Source organism: Pseudomonas sp. B21_DOA (genome assembly GCA_030544685.1).
GTDB lineage: Bacteria > Pseudomonadota > Gammaproteobacteria > Pseudomonadales > Pseudomonadaceae > Aquipseudomonas > Aquipseudomonas fluorescens_AO.
Map to the genome: position 1 here is coordinate 4,655,457 of CP086683.1, position 17,514 is coordinate 4,672,970.

The 17,514-nt window shown below is 60.5% G+C and carries 13 protein-coding genes and 3 pseudogenes; 10 read left to right on the forward strand and 6 right to left on the reverse strand.

All coding sequences use genetic code 11. The features are described 5' to 3' along the window. Positions 1-49 precede the first annotated feature (49 nt). From nuoG to LJU32_21510, 10 genes and pseudogenes are all read left to right on the forward strand, one after another. Positions 50-2,764: an NADH-quinone oxidoreductase subunit NuoG gene (gene nuoG, locus LJU32_21465; GenBank protein WKV88087.1), complete on the forward strand. Its 2,715-nt coding sequence runs from the start codon at positions 50-52 to the stop codon at positions 2,762-2,764. After that, positions 2,761-3,768, forward strand: a complete 1,008-nt coding sequence (gene nuoH, locus LJU32_21470) for an NADH-quinone oxidoreductase subunit NuoH (GenBank protein WKV88088.1) — start codon at positions 2,761-2,763, stop codon at positions 3,766-3,768. The genes nuoG and nuoH overlap by 4 nt, the downstream gene beginning before the upstream one ends. 11 nt (positions 3,769-3,779) lie before the next feature. After that, positions 3,780-4,328 (forward strand): NADH-quinone oxidoreductase subunit NuoI, encoded by a 549-nt coding sequence (gene nuoI, locus LJU32_21475; protein ID WKV88089.1) that lies wholly within the window; start codon positions 3,780-3,782, stop codon positions 4,326-4,328. A 9-nt stretch (positions 4,329-4,337) separates the two neighbouring features. After that, positions 4,338-4,838: an NADH-quinone oxidoreductase subunit J gene (nuoJ, locus tag LJU32_21480; GenBank protein ID WKV88090.1), complete on the forward strand. Its 501-nt coding sequence runs from the start codon at positions 4,338-4,340 to the stop codon at positions 4,836-4,838. Between the two features lie 3 nt (positions 4,839-4,841). Beyond that, positions 4,842-5,150 (forward strand): NADH-quinone oxidoreductase subunit NuoK, encoded by a 309-nt coding sequence (gene nuoK, locus LJU32_21485; GenBank protein ID WKV88091.1) that lies wholly within the window; start codon positions 4,842-4,844, stop codon positions 5,148-5,150. After that, positions 5,147-7,000, forward strand: coding sequence for an NADH-quinone oxidoreductase subunit L (gene nuoL, locus LJU32_21490; protein ID WKV88092.1), 1,854 nt, complete (start codon positions 5,147-5,149; stop codon positions 6,998-7,000). Before nuoK ends, nuoL begins: the two co-directional genes overlap by 4 nt. 39 nt (positions 7,001-7,039) lie before the next feature. Further along, on the forward strand, positions 7,040-8,572 hold the full coding sequence (gene nuoM, locus LJU32_21495; protein WKV88093.1) for an NADH-quinone oxidoreductase subunit M: 1,533 nt from the start codon (positions 7,040-7,042) through the stop codon (positions 8,570-8,572). 7 nt (positions 8,573-8,579) lie between these two features. Next, positions 8,580-10,042 (forward strand): annotated as a pseudogene (gene nuoN, locus LJU32_21500) (NADH-quinone oxidoreductase subunit NuoN). A 441-nt stretch (positions 10,043-10,483) separates the two neighbouring features. Further along, positions 10,484-10,915 (forward strand): type II toxin-antitoxin system prevent-host-death family antitoxin, encoded by a 432-nt coding sequence (locus LJU32_21505; GenBank protein WKV88094.1) that lies wholly within the window; start codon positions 10,484-10,486, stop codon positions 10,913-10,915. Further along, positions 10,912-11,280 (forward strand): annotated as a pseudogene (locus LJU32_21510) (type II toxin-antitoxin system VapC family toxin). The gene LJU32_21505 and the pseudogene LJU32_21510 overlap by 4 nt, the downstream one beginning before the upstream one ends. 211 nt (positions 11,281-11,491) lie before the next feature. On the opposite strand, the pseudogene LJU32_21515 reads toward LJU32_21510, so the two are convergent. From LJU32_21515 to LJU32_21540, 6 genes and pseudogenes are all read right to left on the reverse strand, one after another. Further along, positions 11,492-13,232: pseudogene (locus LJU32_21515) on the reverse strand (ABC transporter substrate-binding protein). Positions 13,233-13,279: 47 nt separating this feature from the next. Then, the gene (locus LJU32_21520; protein ID WKV88095.1) at positions 13,280-13,552 is read right to left on the reverse strand and encodes a DUF2160 domain-containing protein; all 273 of its coding nucleotides are present in this window, start codon (positions 13,550-13,552) and stop codon (positions 13,280-13,282) included. A 10-nt stretch (positions 13,553-13,562) separates the two neighbouring features. Beyond that, entirely contained in the window at positions 13,563-14,363 is an 801-nt protein-coding gene (locus tag LJU32_21525) for a carbohydrate ABC transporter permease (GenBank protein WKV88096.1), read from the reverse strand. A 9-nt stretch (positions 14,364-14,372) separates the two neighbouring features. Beyond that, the gene (locus LJU32_21530; GenBank protein WKV88097.1) at positions 14,373-15,239 is read right to left on the reverse strand and encodes a sugar ABC transporter permease; all 867 of its coding nucleotides are present in this window, start codon (positions 15,237-15,239) and stop codon (positions 14,373-14,375) included. Then, positions 15,236-16,348 (reverse strand): ABC transporter ATP-binding protein, encoded by a 1,113-nt coding sequence (locus LJU32_21535; GenBank protein ID WKV88098.1) that lies wholly within the window; start codon positions 16,346-16,348, stop codon positions 15,236-15,238. The genes LJU32_21530 and LJU32_21535 overlap by 4 nt, the downstream gene beginning before the upstream one ends. Beyond that, positions 16,348-17,442, reverse strand: coding sequence for an ABC transporter ATP-binding protein (locus tag LJU32_21540; GenBank protein ID WKV88099.1), 1,095 nt, complete (start codon positions 17,440-17,442; stop codon positions 16,348-16,350). Before LJU32_21540 ends, LJU32_21535 begins: the two co-directional genes overlap by 1 nt. Positions 17,443-17,514: the final 72 nt, after the last annotated feature.

Consider the following 17,514-nt stretch of genomic DNA (forward strand, 5'->3'; position numbering starts at 1 on the left):
TTCCATTAGCCACGCCCGCTGACACCGGGCCAACGAAGACCTTTGAACCATGGCCACTATCCACGTAGACGGCAAAGCGCTCGAAGTCGACGGGGCAGACAACCTGTTACAGGCATGTCTGTCGCTGGGCCTCGACATTCCATATTTCTGCTGGCACCCCGCGCTTGGTAGCGTCGGGGCCTGCCGCCAGTGCGCGGTCAAACAGTACACCGACGAGAACGACACCCGTGGTCGCATCGTCATGTCCTGCATGACCCCGGCCACCGACAACACCTGGATCTCCATCGACGATGAAGAATCCAAGGCGTTCCGCGCCAGTGTTGTCGAATGGCTGATGACCAACCACCCGCACGACTGCCCGGTGTGCGAGGAAGGCGGTCACTGCCACCTGCAAGACATGACAGTGATGACCGGCCACAACGAGCGCCGCTATCGCTTCAGCAAACGCACCCACCAGAACCAGCAGCTGGGCCCGTTCATTTCTCACGAAATGAACCGCTGCATCGCCTGCTACCGCTGTGTGCGTTTCTACAAGGACTACGCCGGCGGTACCGACCTCGGTGTATTCGGCGCCCACGACAACGTGTACTTCGGTCGCGTTGAGGACGGCACCCTCGAAAGCGAGTTCTCCGGCAACCTCACCGAGGTCTGCCCGACCGGTGTGTTCACCGACAAGACCCACTCCGAGCGCTACAACCGCAAGTGGGACATGCAGTTCGCCCCGAGCATCTGCCACGGCTGCTCGAGCGGTTGCAACATCTCCCCGGGCGAGCGTTACGGTGAACTGCGTCGCATCGAAAACCGTTTCAACGGTTCGGTGAACCAGTATTTCCTCTGCGACCGTGGCCGTTTCGGTTATGGCTACGTCAACCGCACTGACCGTCCACGTCAGCCGCTGCTGGCCGATGGCACCAAGCTCAGCCTCGACGCTGCGCTGGACAAAGCCGCCGACCTGCTGCGCGGACGCAACATCGTCGGCATCGGTTCGCCGCGTGCCAGCCTCGAAAGCAACTACGCGTTGCGCGAACTGGTTGGTGCCGAGCACTTCTATTCGGGTATCGAAGCCTCCGAACTGGAGCGCATTCGTCTGGTCCTGCAGGTGCTGAACGACAGCCCGCTGCCAGTGCCGAACATGCGCGACATCGAAGACCACGACGCGATCTTCGTCCTCGGCGAAGACCTGACCCAGACCGCCGCGCGCATGGCGCTGGCTCTGCGTCAGTCGGTCAAGGGCAAGGCTGAAGACATGGCCGAAGCCATGCGCGTACAGCCTTGGCTCGACGCGGCGGTGAAAAACATCGGCCAGCACGCGCTGAACCCGCTGTTCATCGCCAGCCTCGCCGAAACCAAGCTCGACGACGTCGCCGAAGAATGCGTACACGCCGCTCCCGACGATCTGGCGCGCATCGGTTTCGCCGTGGCTCACGCGCTGGACGCCAGTGCCCCGGCCGTTGAAGGTCTGGACACCGAAGCCCTGGAACTGGCGCAGCGCATCGCCGATGCCCTGCTCGCCGCCAAGCGTCCGCTGATCATCGCCGGTACTTCGCTGGGCTCCAAAGCCCTGATCGAAGCTGCCGCGAACATCGCCAAGGCTTTGAAGCTACGCGAGAAGAACGGTTCGATCAGCCTGATCGTGCCGGAGGCCAACAGCCTCGGTCTGGCCATGCTCGGTGGCGAATCGGTCGACGCCGCGCTGCAAGCGGTCATCGATGGCAAGGCCGACGCTATCGTCGTGCTGGAAAACGATCTGTACACCCGCACCGCCAAAGCCAAGGTCGATGCCGCACTGAACGCCGCGAAAGTGGTGATCGTCGCTGACCATCAGAAAACCGCCACCACTGATCGCGCGCACCTGGTTCTGCCAGCGGCGAGCTTCGCTGAGGGCGACGGTACGCTGGTCAGCCAGGAAGGCCGCGCCCAGCGCTTCTTCCAGGTTTTCGATCCGCAATACCTGGATGCGAGCATTCTGGTGCACGAAGGCTGGCGCTGGCTGCACGCCCTGCGCGCGACCCTGCTGAACCAGCCGATCGACTGGACGCAACTCGACCACGTCACCGCCGCCGTTGCCTCGAGCACCGCGCAACTGGCGCGCATCGTCGATGCTGCACCGTCGGCTGCTTTCCGCATCAAGGGTCTGAAACTGGCCCGTGAGCCGCTGCGTTATTCCGGCCGCACCGCCATGCGCGCCGACATCAGCGTTCACGAACCGCGCACCCCGCAAGACCAGGACACCGCGTTCGCCTTCTCCATGGAAGGTTACTCGGGCTCCGCCGAACCGCGTCAGCAGGTGCCATTCGCATGGTCGCCGGGCTGGAACTCGCCACAAGCGTGGAACAAGTTCCAGGACGAAGTCGGTGGTCATCTGCGTGCTGGCGACCCGGGCACACGCCTGATCGAAAGCACCGGTGATTCGCTGAACTGGTTCGCCGCTGCCCCGCGTGCGTTCAACCCGGCGCCGGGTACCTGGCAAGCCGTGCCGTTCTTCCACCTGTTCGGCAGCGAAGAAAACTCTTCGAAAGCCGCCCCGGTACAGGAACGCATTCCGGCACCTTACGTCGCGCTGGCGAAATCCGAAGCGGATCGCCTCGGCGTCAACGACGGTGCCCTGCTGAGCCTGAACGTGGCCGGTCAGACATTGCGTCTGCCGCTGCGCATCAATGAAGAACTGGGCGCCGGTCTGGTGGCATTGCCTGCGGGCATCGCCGGCATTCCACCGGCATTCGCCGGCGTGTCCGTCGACGGTCTGCAGGAGGCAGCGCAATGACCTGGTTCACCCCTGAAGTGATCGATGTGATCCTGACGGTCATCAAAGCCATCGTGATCCTGCTGGCCGTAGTGGTTGCAGGCGCCTTGCTCAGCTTTGTCGAACGTCGCCTGCTGGGCTGGTGGCAGGACCGTTACGGTCCGAACCGCGTTGGCCCGTTCGGCATGTTCCAGATCGCCGCCGACATGCTGAAGATGTTCTTCAAGGAAGACTGGACCCCGCCGTTCGCCGACAAGGTGATCTTCACCCTGGCGCCGGTGGTGGCCATGTCCGCCCTGCTGATCGCCTTCGCAATCATCCCGATCACCCCGACCTGGGGCGTGGCGGATCTGAACATCGGCCTGCTGTTCTTCTTCGCCATGGCCGGTCTGTCGGTCTACGCGGTGCTGTTCGCCGGCTGGTCGAGCAACAACAAGTTCGCCCTGCTCGGCAGCTTGCGTGCCTCGGCGCAGACCGTGTCCTACGAAGTGTTCATGGGCCTGGCCCTGATGGGCATCGTGGTCCAGGTCGGCTCGTTCAACATGCGCGACATCGTCGAATACCAGGCGCAGAACCTGTGGTTCATCATTCCGCAGTTCTTCGGCTTCTGTACCTTCTTCATCGCTGGTGTCGCCGTGACTCACCGTCACCCGTTCGACCAGCCGGAAGCGGAACAGGAACTGGCCGACGGTTACCACATTGAATACGCCGGTATGAAATGGGGCATGTTCTTCGTCGGTGAATACATCGGCATCATCCTGATCTCGGCGCTGCTGGTCACCCTGTTCTTCGGTGGCTGGCACGGTCCGTTCGGCATCCTGCCGCAACTGTCCTTCGTCTGGTTCGCACTGAAGACCGCGTTCTTCATCATGCTGTTCATCCTGCTGCGCGCTTCGATCCCGCGTCCGCGTTATGACCAGGTGATGGATTTCAGCTGGAAATTCTGCCTGCCACTGACCCTGATCAATTTGCTGGTGACCGCTGCGGTTGTGTTGATGAACACGCCTGCGGTTGCGGTTCAGTGAGGATTTGACCCATGTTCAAATATATTGGCGACATCGTTAAGGGTACCGGTACCCAGTTGCGCAGCCTGGTCATGGTCTTCGGCCATGGCTTTCGCAAGCGCGACACCCTGCAATACCCCGAGGAGCAGGTCTACCTGCCGCCGCGTTACCGTGGCCGCATCGTCCTGACCCGCGACCCCGATGGCGAAGAACGCTGCGTAGCCTGCAACCTGTGCGCCGTGGCCTGCCCGGTGGGTTGCATCTCGCTGCAGAAAGCTGAAACCGAAGACGGTCGCTGGTACCCGGACTTCTTCCGGATCAACTTCTCGCGCTGCATTTTCTGCGGTCTCTGCGAGGAAGCCTGCCCGACCACCGCGATCCAGCTGACCCCGGATTTCGAGATGGCCGAGTTCAAACGTCAGGACCTGGTGTACGAGAAAGAAGATCTTTTGATCTCCGGCCCCGGCAAAAACCCTGATTACAACTTCTATCGTGTTGCAGGTATGGCAATCGCTGGCAAGCCGAAAGGCGCTGCGCAGAACGAAGTCGAACCGATCAACGTGAAGAGCTTGCTGCCTTAAGGAAGAACGATGGAATTCGCTTTCTATTTCGCATCGGGTATTGCTGTGGTGTCCACGCTGCGTGTGGTCACCAACACCAACCCCGTGCACGCCCTGCTCTACCTGATCATCTCGTTGATCGCCGTGGCCATGACTTTCTTCGCTCTCGGCGCGCCTTTCGCCGGTGTGCTGGAAGTGATCGCCTACGCCGGCGCCATCATGGTGCTGTTCGTGTTCGTGGTGATGATGCTCAACCTCGGTCCCGCCTCCGTGCAGCAGGAACGCACCTGGCTCAAGCCCGGCATCTGGGCCGGACCGGTGATTCTTGCCGCGCTGCTGCTGGCCGAACTGCTGTATGTGCTGTTCGCTCACCAGAGCGGCCAAGCCATCGGCCACACCACCGTAGACGCGAAAGCCGTGGGCATCAGCCTGTTCGGCCCGTACCTGCTGGTGGTCGAACTCGCCTCGATGCTGCTGCTCGCCGCAGCCGTCACGGCGTTCCATTTGGGCCGTAACGAGGCGAAGGAGTAAGACATGCCTGCTATCCCTCTCGAACATGGACTGGCCGTCGCCGGCATCCTGTTCTGCCTTGGTCTGGTCGGCCTGATGGTCCGCCGCAACATTTTGTTCGTGTTGATGAGTCTGGAAGTGATGATGAACGCCTCTGCCCTGGCCTTCATCGTCGCGGGCGCCCGCTGGGCGCAGCCGGATGGACAGATCATGTTCATCCTGGTGATCAGCCTTGCAGCCGCAGAGGCCAGTATTGGCCTGGCGATCCTGCTGCAACTGTATCGCCGCTTCCACACGCTCGATATCGACGCTGCCAGTGAGATGCGCGGATGAACCTACTCTTTCTGACTTTCGTATTCCCTCTGATCGGGTTCCTGTTGCTGTCGTTCTCGCGCGGCCGCTTCTCGGAAAACCTCTCGGCGCTGATCGGTGTCGGTTCGATCGGCCTGTCGGCCATCGTCACCGCTTACGTGATCTGGCAATTCAACGTCGCACCGCCGGAGGGTGGCGTGTACACCCAGGTGCTGTGGCGCTGGATGTCGGTGGAAGGTTTCCAGCCGAACTTCGCGCTGTACCTGGATGGCCTGTCGGTGACCATGCTCGGTGTGGTCGTCGGCGTCGGCTTCCTGATCCACCTGTTCGCGTCCTGGTACATGCGTGGCGAAGACGGTTACTCGCGCTTCTTCTCGTACACCAACCTGTTCATCGCCAGCATGCTGTTCCTGATCCTCGGCGATAACCTGCTGTTCATCTACTTCGGCTGGGAAGGCGTGGGCCTGTGCTCGTACCTGTTGATCGGTTTCTACTACAGCAACCGCAACAACGGTAACGCGGCACTCAAGGCGTTCATCGTCACCCGCATCGGCGACGTGTTCATGGCCATCGGCCTGTTCATCCTGTTCCAGCAACTGGGCACGTTGAACGTCCAGGAACTGCTGGTGCGTGCGCCTGAGCACTTCAAGGTCGGCGATTTCTGGATCGTTCTGGCAACCCTGATGCTGCTCGGTGGTGCTGTCGGTAAATCGGCGCAACTGCCACTGCAAACCTGGCTCGCGGATGCGATGGCCGGCCCAACTCCGGTTTCGGCACTGATCCACGCCGCAACCATGGTCACCGCCGGTGTCTACCTGATCGCCCGTACCCATGGTCTGTTCGCCTTGGCGCCGGACATCCTGCACCTCGTCGGCATCGTCGGTGGCGTGACCCTGGTGCTGGCCGGTTTCGCCGCGCTGGTGCAGACCGACATCAAACGTATCCTCGCCTACTCGACCATGAGCCAGATCGGCTACATGTTCCTGGCGCTGGGCGTTGGCGCCTGGGAAGGCGCGATCTTCCACCTGATGACCCACGCCTTCTTCAAGGCCCTGCTGTTCCTTGCTTCCGGTGCGGTGATCGTTGCCTGCCACCACGAGCAGAACATCTTCAAGATGGGCGGTCTGTGGAAGAAACTGCCACTGGCCTACGCCAGCTTCATCGTCGGTGGTGCCGCGCTGGCCGCTCTGCCACTGGTTACCGCAGGCTTCTACTCCAAGGACGAAATCCTCTGGGAAGCGTTCGCCAGCGGCAACCAGGGTCTGCTTTACGCAGGTCTGGTCGGTGCGTTCATGACTTCGCTGTATACCTTCCGCCTGATCTTCATCGCGTTCCACGGTGAAGCCAAGACCGAAGCCCACGCCGGCCACGGCATTGCCCACTGGCTGCCTCTGTCGGTACTGATCGTGCTGTCGACTTTCGTCGGCGCGATGATCGTGCCACCGCTGCACGGCGTACTGCCGCAAAGCGTTGGCCATGCCGGTGGCGAAGCCAAACACAGTCTGGAAATCGCCTCGGGCGCCATCGCCCTGGCCGGTATCCTGCTGGCAGCGCTGCTGTTCCTCGGCAAGCGTCGCTTCGTCACGGCGATCGCCAACAGCGGCATCGGCCGTTTCCTTTCGGCCTGGTGGTTCGCTGCCTGGGGCTTCGACTGGATCTACGACAAACTGTTCGTCAAGCCGTACCTTGCGATCAGCCATGTACTGCGCAAAGACCCGCTCGACCAGACCATCGGTCTGATCCCGCGTATGGCCAAGGGTGGTCACACTGCCCTGAGCCGCACCGAGACCGGTCAACTGCGTTGGTACGCCGCCTCGATGGCTGCTGGTGCCGTGCTGGTGATCGGCGCCATCGTGCTGGTAGCGGTCTGATATGAACCTTGCGAATTTGCGAAAGGAAACGAGCCCGTCATGATTCTGCCTTGGCTAATCCTGATCCCCTTCATCGGCGGCCTGCTGTGCTGGATGGGTGAGCGCTTCGGCGCTACCCTCCCGCGCTGGATTGCGCTGTTGACCATGACCCTGGAACTCGCGCTCGGCCTCTGGCTGTGGGCCCACGGTGACTATTCATTCGCACCGGCGCCGGGCGCCGATCCGACCTGGGCGCTTGAGTTCAAGCATGTCTGGATCCAGCGTTTCGGCATCAACGTGCACCTGGCCCTCGACGGCCTGTCGCTGTTGATGATCCTGCTGACCGGCCTGCTGGGTATCCTCTCGGTACTCTGCTCGTGGAAAGAAATCCAACGTCACGTTGGCTTCTTCCATCTGAACCTGATGTGGATCCTGGGCGGTGTGGTCGGCGTGTTCCTCGCCCTCGACCTGTTCATGTTCTTCTTCTTCTGGGAAATGATGCTGGTGCCGATGTACTTCCTCATCGCGCTCTGGGGTCACAGTTCTTCGGACGGCAAGAAAACCCGGATCTACGCAGCGACCAAGTTCTTCATCTTCACTCAGGCGTCCGGCCTGATCATGCTGGTGGCGATCCTCGGTCTGGTGCTGGTCAACTTCAACAACACCGGCGTGATCACCTTCAACTACGCCGACCTGTTGAAAACCAAGATGTCGATGACCACCGAGTACATTCTGATGCTCGGCTTCTTCATCGCTTTCGCGGTCAAGCTGCCCGTCGTACCGTTCCACTCCTGGCTGCCTGATGCTCACGCCCAGGCACCGACTGCCGGTTCCGTCGACCTCGCCGGTATCCTGCTGAAAACCGCGGCCTACGGTCTGCTGCGTTTCGCCCTGCCGCTGTTCCCGAACGCTTCGGCGGAGTTCGCGCCGATCGCCATGACCCTCGGTCTGATCGGGATCTTCTACGGCGCGTTCCTGGCGTTCGCACAAACCGACATCAAGCGTCTGATTGCCTTCTCTTCCGTTTCCCACATGGGCTTCGTGTTGATCGGCATCTACTCCGGCAGCCAACTGGCGCTGCAAGGTGCAGTGATCCAGATGCTGGCGCACGGTCTGTCGGCAGCGGCGCTGTTTATCCTCAGCGGTCAGTTGTACGAGCGTCTGCATACGCGTGACATGCGTGAGATGGGCGGTCTGTGGTCGCGTATCGCTTACCTGCCGGCCATCAGCCTGTTCTTCGCTGCGGCGTCGCTGGGCTTGCCGGGCACCGGTAACTTTGTCGGCGAATTCCTGATCCTGATCGGCTCCTTCGCCAGCGCTCCATGGGTCACGGCGATTGCCACTTCCGGTCTGGTGTTCGGTTCGGTCTACTCGCTGATCATGATCCACCGTGCCTACTTCGGCCCGTCGAAATCCGACGCGGTGCTGCACGGCATGGACGCGCGCGAACTGATCATGGTGCTCGGTCTGGCGGTATTGCTGATTTACCTCGGCGTCTACCCGCAACCGTTCCTCGACACCTCTGCCGCCACCATGCATGGCGTGCAGCAGTGGCTCGGCACCGCCTTCTCTCAACTCGCTTCGGCCCGGTAAGAGCGCTATGGAATTCACGATTCAACACTTTATTGCGCTTGCGCCACTGTTGATCACCAGCCTCACCATTATCGTGGTGATGCTGGCAATCGCCTGGCGCCGCAACCACTCGCAGACCTTCCTGATTTCGGTGGCGGGTCTGAACCTGGCCCTGCTGTCGATCCTGCCTGCGTTGAAAGTCGCGCCTCTGGCCGTGACCCCGTTGCTGCAGATCGATGCCTTCGCCTGCCTGTACATGGCGATGATCCTGGTCGCCACCCTCGCCTGCGTCACCCTCGCCCACGCCTATCTGGGTGATGGCGGTTCGGGTTACCCGGGCAACCGCGAAGAACTGTACCTGCTGATCCTGATGGCCGCCGCCGGTGGTCTGGTCCTGGTCAGCGCGCAGCATCTGGCCGGGTTGTTCATCGGTCTGGAACTGCTCTCGGTACCGGTCTACGGTCTGGTGGCTTACGCCTTCTTCAACAAGCGTTCGCTGGAAGCCGGCATCAAATACATGGTGCTGTCGGCCGCCGGTTCCGCGTTCCTTCTGTTCGGTATGGCGCTGCTCTACGCAGACGCCGGTTCGCTGAGCTTCGTCGGCATCGGTCAGGCCCTGGCTGCAACCGGCCTGCCAAGCCCGCTGGCGCAACTGGGCCTGGGCATGATGCTGATCGGTCTGGCGTTCAAGCTGTCGCTGGTACCGTTCCACCTGTGGACGCCGGACGTTTACGAAGGTGCACCGGCTCCGGTGGCAGCGTTCCTCGCCACCGCTTCGAAGGTTGCAGTGTTTGCGGTGATGGTGCGTCTGTTCCAGCTCTCCCCGCCGCCAGCAGCGGTGTGCTGAGCGACGTACTGAGCGTGATCGCGGTCGCCTCGATCCTGTTCGGTAACCTGCTGGCCCTGACCCAGAGCAACCTCAAGCGTCTGCTCGGTTACTCGTCCATTGCGCACTTCGGCTATCTGCTGATCGCGCTGGTGGCGAGCAAGGGTCTGGCGGTGGAAGCCATCGGCGTCTATCTGGTGACTTATGTGATCACCAGCCTCGGCGCGTTCGGCGTGATCACCCTGATGTCCTCGCCGTACAACGGCCGCGACGCCGACGCGCTGTACGAGTACCGCGGCCTGTTCTGGCGCCGTCCGTACCTGACCGCGGTGCTGACCGTGATGATGCTGTCCCTGGCCGGCATCCCGCTGACCGCCGGCTTCATCGGCAAGTTCTACATCATCGCCAGCGGCGTCGAGACCCGTCAGTGGTGGCTGGTCGGCGCACTGGTACTGGGCAGCGCCATCGGCGTCTTCTACTACCTGCGCGTGATGGTCACCCTGTACCTGATCGAGCCTAACCTGCGTCGCCACGACGCCCAATTGCACTGGGAACAGAAGGCAGGCGGCGTCATGCTGCTGGCCATCGCCCTGGTCGCATTCTTCCTGGGCGTGTACCCGCAGCCATTGCTGGTGCTGGTACAGCAGGCGGGTCTGGCGGGCTGATTGCTCGGCTGATCTGGCTGGAAATGAAAACGGCACCTTCGGGTGCCGTTTTTTGTTTGTAGCAGAAGTCGATATCGCCGGCGTTTGTGTAAGCGTCATCGCGGACAAGCCCGCTCCCACAGGTGTGTGTGTCGCTCATAGCATCCGGGTGCATCGCACACCCTGCAGGAGTGAGCCTGCTCGCGATGGCGTCCTACAAGTCGATGGATATGCTAACCGACCCACCGCTTTCGCGAGCAGGCTCGCTCCTGCAGTCTCGTGTACTGCCTGGGTTCTGGATACAGCATGAAAGCGTTTTGTACGATATTTTACCGGCCCACTCGCATCCTCATACAAACTCCGAAAGCTCTCTCCTTAACCTCCGTTTCGTCCTACAGCCAACCCCGGAGAACAGTTCTAAGGTAGGTGCCCTGGCAGGTGGATATTGAATCGAGGCGGGTAATGAAACGAGATATCTTTTGTGAGTTGATGGAGGGTGTCGATGCTTTGGCTGCCCAGCGACAATGCAATGTTGCGCAACTGCCCTATCAGCGCAGGTCGACGGATAGGACGCTTGGCTGCACGGAGCCTTGGCGCGACTTTGCAGCGCTGAAATATTCTGGCTATATTTATCCAGAATACAGAGGTGAGCTGATGATCATCGTTCCGCTGGCTGAGGCCAAAAACAATTTATCGAAACTCGTCGATGATGCCGCTGCTGGCCAAGTCATCACGATTGCCAAGCATGGCCGGGCGATGGCTCGTCTTGTTCCGATAGGGAGATCCCGCGCACAGCGCATTGGCGCGATGAAGGGCAAACTCGTACTGCCCCAGGATTTCGACTCACCTCTTTCCGACGAAATATTGGATGCATTTGAAGGCACGCAGGCATGAGGCTTCTGCTTGACACGCATATTCTGCTCTGGACGCTAAGTGATGATGCCAGACTGACCACCAAAGCCAGAAAAATCATTGAAAATGCAGCCGATATCTACGTCAGCGCGGCAACATTCTGGGAAATGGCGATCAAGGTCGGACTTGGAAAGCTGAATGTCGACCTGGAAGAAATCCGTCAATATTGCATTGATAGCGGGTTTATCGAATTGCCAGTGAGCGCAGAACACGCGATTGCGGTGAAAGATCTTGAACACCATCACCGGGATCCGTTTGACCGCATTATTGTGGCCACAGCAATGACCGAGCCGATGAAGCTGCTCACGGCTGATCCTTTGGTGGCTCAGTACACCGATCTGGCCGTCTCTGGTCTGACCCGGCGGTGGCAAGTCAGTCGACATCATTGTGTTTCACACATCGCTTTCGCGAGCAGGCTCGCTCCCACAATGGATAGGTCTGCTCAAAACATCCGATGACACCTTAGGTCCTGTGAGAGCGAGCCTGCTCGCGAAAGCGGCAGATCAGGCAGCAAAAAACGGCACCTTCCGGTGCCGTTCGCTTCTTACATTTCCAACATCACTTGCGCGCATCCGCCCACGATTTCAGCAGTTCGCTGTAGCTCACGGTCTCGCCCTTCGGCTTCTCGTTGGCCAGTTTCGGCTTCGGTGCGCCCGGTTGATCGAACCAGTATTGCGCATCGCGCTCCGGGTTCATTTTCGGTGCGCACACGGCCTGGGCCTTGGAGCGTTCGAGGCGGGTCATGATCGCGTCCTGATCCTTGGCCAAACCATCCAGCGCCTGTTGCGGAGTCTTCTCGCCGCTGGCCGCTTCGGCGATGTGGCTCCACCACAGTTGCGCCAGACGCGGATAGTCCGGCACGTTGGTCCCGGTCGGGGTCCATTGCACGCGGGCCGGGCTGCGGTAGAACTCGACCAGACCGCCGAGCTTCGGCGCCATATCGGTCATTGCCTGCGAGTTGATGTCCGACTCGCGAATCGGCGTCAGGCCGACGATGGTTTTCTTCAGCGATACGGTTTTCGAAGTAACGAACTGTGCGTACAGCCATGCCGCCAGTTTCTGCTTCTCAGGCGTGGACTTCATGAACGTCCACGAACCCACGTCCTGATAGCCGAGCTTCATGCCCTCCTCCCAATATGGCCCGCGCGGCGATGGTGCCATGCGCCATTTCGGCGTGCCGTCGGCGTTGACCACTGGCAGGCCCGGTTTGGTCATGTCGGCGGTGAACGCGGTGTACCAGAAAATTTGCTGGGCGATGTTGCCCTGCGACGGTACCGGGCCGGACTCGGAGAAGGTCATGCCGGCCGCTTCCGGTGGCGCGTATTTTTTAGCCAGTCGACGTATTTGGTGGTGGCAAACACCGCCGCCGGGCCATTTGTGTCGCCGCCACGGGTCACGCTGGAGCCGACCGGGTGGCAGTCCTCGACGCGAATGCCCCACTCGTCGACCGGCAAACCGTTGGGAATGCCCTTGTCGCCGCCACCGGCCATGGAGAACCAGGCATCGGTGAAGCGCCAGCCCAGCGACGGGTCCTTCTTGCCATAGTCCATGTGGCCGTAGACGCGTTTGCCGTCGATTTCCTTGACGTCTTCGCTGAAGAATTTGGCGATGTCTTCATAGGCCGACCAGTTCACTGGCACGCCCAACTCGTAACCGTACTTCTCCTTGAACTTGGCTTTCAGATCGGCGCGCTCGAACCAGTCGGCGCGGAACCAGTACAGGTTGGCAAACTGCTGGTCGGGCAGTTGATAGATTTTGCCGTCCGGCGCGGTGGTGAAAGAGATGCCGATGAAGTCCTTGATGTCGAGGGTTGGCGAGGTGAAGTTCTTGCCTTCGTTGGCCATCAGGTCGGTGATCGATTCGGTCTTGCCGTAGCGAAAGTGCGTGCCGATGAGGTCGGAGTCATTGACCCAGCCGTCATAGATGTTCTTGTCCGACTGCATCACCGTCTGCATTTTCTCGACCACGTCGCCTTCCTGCAGCAGGTCGTGGGTGAGTTTGATCCCGGTGATTTCGCTGAAGGCCTTGGCCAGCACCTTGGACTCGTATTCGTGGGTGGTCAGGGTTTCCGAAACCACCTTGATGTCCATGCCGCGAAACGGCTCGGCGGCCTTGATGAACCACTTCAGTTCTTCAAGCTGCTGTTCGGCCGTCAGGGTCGAGGGCTTGAACTCGCTGCCGATCCATTTTTTGCAGCATCTTCGTAGGCGTCGGCCCAGGCAGATGCGCTCAGACCGCTGAGTGCCAGCATGGCTGCCAATGAAATGCTATGTCGCAGCTTATTGTTTTTATCGAACATAGAGACCTCCTGTTTAAGTTGTGGAGCCGCGTTGCCGAACGATTCGACTAGCCCCAACGCATCACAGCCAACAGCCACACCAGGGACAACGCGGACGCCACCCAGATGCTCCAGTCGGTGACGCCGATTACCAGCAAATGCAGGTAGGCGCTGCCGAGAAGACCGATAAACAAGCGATCGCCACGGGTGGTGGCAATCGGCAGAAACCCGCGCCGCAGAATGCTAGGCGAGCGCAATTCCCAGGTGGTCATGCCCACCAGAATCAGACCGATGCCGATGAAGAACGCGGCGGTCGGTGTCGTCCAGCTCATCCATTCCATCATCAGCTCCTCAGACTCGACCGAGGGCAAAGCCCTTGGCCACGTGGTTGCGTACAAACCAGATCACCAGCATGCCCGGCAGGATGGTCAACACCCCCGCCGCTGCCAGCACGCCCCAATCGATCCCCGACGCCGACACCGTGCGCGTCATCACCGCCGCAATCGGCTTGGCGTTGACCGAGGTCAGCGTGCGCGCCAGCAGCAGCTCGACCCAGGAAAACATGAAGCAGAAAAACGCCGTGACGCCGATACCGGAACCGATCAACGGGATGAAAATCTTCACGAAGAACTTGGGGAAACTGTAGCCGTCGATGTAGGCCGTTTCGTCGATCTCCTTGGGCACGCCGGACATGAAGCCTTCGAGAATCCACACCGCCAGCGGCACGTTGAACAGGCAGTGCGCCAAAGCCACGGCGATATGCGTGTCGAAAAGGCCGATCGACGAATACAACTGGAAGAACGGCAGCAAGAACACCGCCGGCGGCGCCATGCGATTGGTCAGCAGCCAGAAGAACAAGTGTTTGTCGCCGAGGAAACGATAGCGTGAAAACGCATAGGCCGCCGGTAACGCGACGCTCAGGGAAATCACCGTGTTGAGGCTGACGTAATACAGCGAGTTCAGATAGCCGGTGTACCAGCTCGGATCAGTGAAGATCACCTTGTAGTTCGCCAGCGTGAATTCCTGTGGGAAAAGTGTCAGGCCGCCGAGGATTTCGGTGTTGCTCTTGAACGACATGTTCAGCAGCCAGTAGATCGGCACCAACAGGAACAGGATGTACACCAGCAACGGAATAAGCTTTCTCTTGCTCATGGCCGGGCCTCAACGGTTGGCATCGGAGTGCGTCATGGCGGTATAGAACAGCCAGGACACCAACAGGATGATCAGGAAGTACACCAGCGAAAACGCCGCTGCCGGACCGAGGTCGAATTGCCCTACAGCCATCTGCGTCAACGTCTGACTCAAGAAGGTCGTGGCATTGCCCGGCCCGCCGCCGGTGAGCACGAACGGCTCGGTGTAGATCATGAAACTGTCCATGAAGCGCAGCATCACCGCGATCAGCAGTACGCTTTTCAGTTTGGGCAATTGAATGTGGCGGAACACCGCCCAGGCCGAGGCGCGGTCGATCCGCGCCGCCTGGTAATAGACGTCGGGAATTGCTCGCAAACCGGAGAAACACAGCAGCGCGACGAGCGAAGTCCAGTGCCAGACGTCCATCACCAGCACCGTCACCCACGCGTCCATGGTGTTGGCCGCGTAGTTGTAGCTGATGCCCATCGCGTTGAGGCTGGAACCGAGCAGGCCGATATCGGCGCGGCCGAAGATCTGCCAGATGGTGCCGACCACGTTCCACGGAATCAGCAGCGGAATCGCCAGAATGATCAGCACCACCGAAGACCAGCGGCCCTTGGTCGGCATGGTCAGCGCGACGGCGATGCCCAGCGGGATTTCGATCAGCAGCACGCACGCCGAGTAGATGAACTGGCGCAGCAGCGAGTCGTGCAGGCGCGGATCGAGCAGCACTTGCTTGTACCAGTCGGCACCGACGAAGTAGCGGCTGGACTGGTCGAAGATGTCCTGCACCGAATAGTTGACCACGGTCATCATCGGGATCACCGCACTGAACGCCACCAGCAGGAACACCGGCAACACCAGCCACCAGGCCTTGTTGTTCTGCACCATGTTCATGGCTGCACCTCCTCGTCGCTGACTTCCAGGAGAAATTCGTCGGCATAGACCATCAGCCATTGCGCCGGAAAACTGATGTACGCGGTGCCCTGCGGCACCGGTTTGTCTTCAGCCAGGCGCACCTTCAACGGCGCGCCGTCGAGGTTGAGGGTCATGATCTTGTAGGTGCAGAGGTCTTCGACGTGTACGACTTTTGCCTGCATCGCATCGTCAAACGGCTCGTCCCACACATGAATGAACTCGGGGCGGATGCCGACCTTGAGATTTTTCCACTGGCCGTGCTCGATATGGCGCTGCAAGGCGTCGGACAGTGGCAGGTGCGTCGAGGCGAAACCGACGCCACCGGGCTGCGGCTGTACCTCGATCAGGTTCATGCCGGGGCTGCCGATGAAATAGCCGACAAAGGTGTGGCTGGGGCGCTCGAACAATTCCCGTGGCGTACCGAACTGGACGATCTGGCCGCCGTACATCACCGCGATCTTGTCAGCGAAGGTCGAGGCTTCGAGCTGATCGTGGGTAACGTAGACCATGGTGATGTTGAACTGCTCATGGATCTGCTTGAGCTTGCGCCGCAGTTTCCACTTCAAGTGCGGGTCGATCACCGTCAGCGGCTCATCGAAGAGGATCGCCGAGACGTCATCGCGCACCAGGCCACGGCCCATGGAGACTTTCTGCTTTTCGTCGGCGGTGAGATTGCGCGCCTTCTTGCTCAGCAGATTCTGCAGATCGAGCACTTCGGCAATTTCCTGCACCTTGCTGTGCACTTTCGCCTCGGCCATGCCCTGGTTTCGCAGTGGGAAAGCGAGGTTGTCGAACACCGTCATGGTGTCGTAGACCACCGGAAACTGGAAAACCTGGGCGATGTTGCGCTTCTCCGGGGTCAGGTCGTTGACCGCTTTGCCGTCAAACAATACGTGGCCCTGGGACGGGCTGAGCAGGCCGGAAATGATGTTGAGCAAGGTCGACTTGCCGCAACCGGACGGGCCGAGCAAGGCGTAGGCGCCGCCCTGCTCCCAGACGTGATCCATCTCGCGGATCGCATAATCCTCCGCGCCGCTCGGGGTTTTGCTGTAGCTGTGGGCGAGGTGCTGCAAACGGATTTCGGCCATCAGGCAACCCTCGCGACACGCCGGCCCGGTGCTTGCACCAGACGGCCCTGCGCATCGAAAACGAACAGTTTGTGGGTCGGGATATAGATGCGGATCGGCGCATCGACGTCGTATTCGTGAACACCCGGCAAGTGCAGCACCAACAGAAAGTGCTCGTTGCGTACATGCAGGAAGGTTTCCGAACCGCTGATTTCGGCGACCTCGACGGTCACGGCCAGTTCGAGATCATCATCGTTGCTCGGCACCAGCGAGATATGACTCGGGCGCACGCCGAAGCGGAACTCGCCCTCGCCTACCGGGCGCAGATCGACGTTCAGCGGGAAGTGGACGAAGTTGGCAAAGCTGACTTCGTTGCCGGCAATGCGTCCCGGCATCAGGTTGATCGGCGGTTCGGAGAACAATTCAGCGGCGAGCACCGACTGCGGCTGGTGATAGACCTCGGTCGACGGCCCGCTCTGGATCACCCGGCCTTCGTGCAGGATGGTGGTGGTGCCGCCGAGGGCCAGCGCTTCGTTGGGTTCGGTGGTGGCGTAGATGGCGATGGTGTGGCGGGCCTTGAACAGCTCGCGCATTTCCTGACGCAGCTCTTCGCGCAGCTTGTAGTCGAGGTTGACCAGCGGCTCGTCGAAGAGGATCAGTTCAGCATCCTTGACCAGCGCGCGGGCCATGGCCGTGCGCTGCTGCTGCCCGCCGGAGAGCTCCAGCGGATAGCGCTGCAAGAACTTCTCGATGCGCAGCATGCGTGCGGTTTCCTGCACCTTGCTGTGGATGATCTCTTTCGAAATACCGGCCTGGCGCAGTGGCGAGGCGATGTTCTCGAACACGGTCATGGTCGGGTAATTGATGAACTGCTGATAGACCATCGACACGTTGCGCAGCCGCACCGGGCGCTGGGTAACGTCGACGCCGTTCATCAGAACGCGGCCACTGTCGGGCTTGTCGAGGCCGGCCATCAGGCGCATGAGACTGGTCTTGCCGGACAGGGTGCGCCCGAGCAGAACGTTGAAGGATCCGGGTTCGAATTTCAGGCACGCATCGTCGATCCAGATCTGGCCCTCGACGGTACGGCTGACGTGCTCCAGGGTGAGTGACATGGCTCGGCCTTTGTTATTTTTGGAGTCAAGCGACCGGAGCAACAGAGCGACATTCGTGCCAGAAATGGCAAG